Origin of the sequence: Streptomyces sp. NPDC006450 (assembly GCF_040612195.1) — a bacterium.
In the GTDB taxonomy this organism is placed as follows: Bacteria; Actinomycetota; Actinomycetes; order Streptomycetales; family Streptomycetaceae; genus Streptomyces.
Genome location: NZ_JBEXPT010000264.1, coordinates 1 through 1,762 on the forward strand (window position 1 = coordinate 1; position 1,762 = coordinate 1,762).

1 protein-coding gene is annotated in these 1,762 nt (G+C 73.1%); it reads left to right on the top strand.

The annotated features are described in order from the left end of the window. Window positions 1-394 precede the first annotated feature (394 nt). The coding region (locus ABZY57_RS32700; protein ID WP_356518175.1) for a phospholipase at window positions 395-1,762 on the top strand (1,368 nt) is incomplete at its 3' end.

Genomic DNA, 1,762 nt, shown 5'->3' on the forward strand with positions numbered 1-1,762 from the left:
GCCGGCGGCGGCTCCGACGCCACCGTTTCCTCCCACGCTTCGGCGGACTCCGCCTCGCGTTGGGCATGGAGCCGGGCCCGGCGCTCTCCGAGCCCTGCGGCGCTCCTCTTCAGACGCCCGAGCCATCCGCGCTTCCTGGGCAGAGGACGGTCCACCGTGGAGTTCCTCCGAGTCGTCGCGTAGGGGAATCCCCTCCAGGCTGGACCGTGCGGGGCCGACCGGCACCCCGGGCCGCGGCACGTGGAGGAGGGACGCCGCCCGCACGTGCCACCCACACGGCCCGGGCCCCGGCACCGGGCGTGGCAGCCGTGATCGCGCACACGGGGCCGTCCGGGGCATCGCGTCCCGAGTGGAAGGGCGGGGAGCGGGGTACCCGTGTGAGAGGAGGACCTACATGCCCACCTCGGACTGGCTGCTGGCACCTGGAGAGCGTGGCAATACCGCCACCCGGCTGGAACATCGCCGGGCGGACGGTCGGGCCTGGTCCGAGGGCAACGAGGCCCGGCCGCTCGTCCACGGCGCCACGTACTTCGCCGAGCTCCTCGCGCGGATCCGGGCGATGCGCGCCGGCGACCTGCTCCTGTTCACCGACTGGCGCGGCGATCCCGACGAGCGGCTCCGCGGACCCGGTACGGAGATCGCGGCCGTCCTGGGCGCGGCGGCCGAACGCGGTGTCGTCGTCAAGGGTCTGCTGTGGCGCTCCCACCTGGACGGCTTCCGGTTCAGCGAGGAGGAGAACCAGACCCTCAGCGAGGACGTCGAAGCGGCGGGCGGTGAGTGCCTGCTCGACCTGCGCGTACGGCCCGGTGGCTCGCACCACCAGAAGATGGTGGTGCTGCGGCACCCCGGCCGCCCGGAGCGCGATGTCGCGTACGTCGGCGGGATCGACCTCTGCCACAACCGCAACGACGACGCCGACCACCGCGGCGACCGCCAATCGCTGCCCCTGGCACCCCGGTACGGTCCGCACCCCCCGTGGCACGACGTGCAGCTCGCCCTGAGCGGGCCGGTCGTCGGCGACGTCGAAGCCGTTTTCCGCGAGCGCTGGGAGGATCCCGCGCCCCTCAGCCGCAGTCCGCTGATGCGGCTGCGCGAACTGCTGGCCCGCGAGGACACCGTTGCGGACGAACTGCCGCCGCAGGAGCCCGATCCGCCGCCGTGCGGCACGCACGCCGTCCAGGTGCTGCGCACCTATCCGAACCGTCTGCTGCGCGGCTATCCCTTCGCCCCCGACGGCGAGCGCAGCATCGCCCGGGGCTACCTCAAGGCGCTGCGGCGGGCCCGGACCCTGATCTACCTGGAGGACCAGTACTTGTGGTCCCCGCGCGTGGTGGACTGCTTCGCCCGGGCACTGCGGGCGAGTCCGCAGCTGCGGCTGGTCGCCGTCATCCCCTCCGTTCCGGAGCAGGACGGCCTGTTCACCGGGCCCATGAACCTGATCGGACGGATCACCGCCCTGGAGGAGCTGAGCCGCGCCGGAGGAGACCGGGTCGCGGTGTACGGCCTGGAGAACCATGCCTCGACCCCTGTGTACGTGCATGCCAAGGTGTGCGTGATCGACGACGTCTGGGCCTCCATCGGGTCCGACAACGTCAACCTGCGTTCGTGGACGCACGACTCCGAGCTGAGCTGCGCCGTCCTCGACCTCGCCGCCGACCCGAGGCGGCCGCTCGACCCGGGCGGCCTCGGGGACGGGGCCCGCCCGTTCGCCCGGGAGTTGCGCCTGGAGTTGATGCGCGAGCACCTCGACGCCGCTGACGGG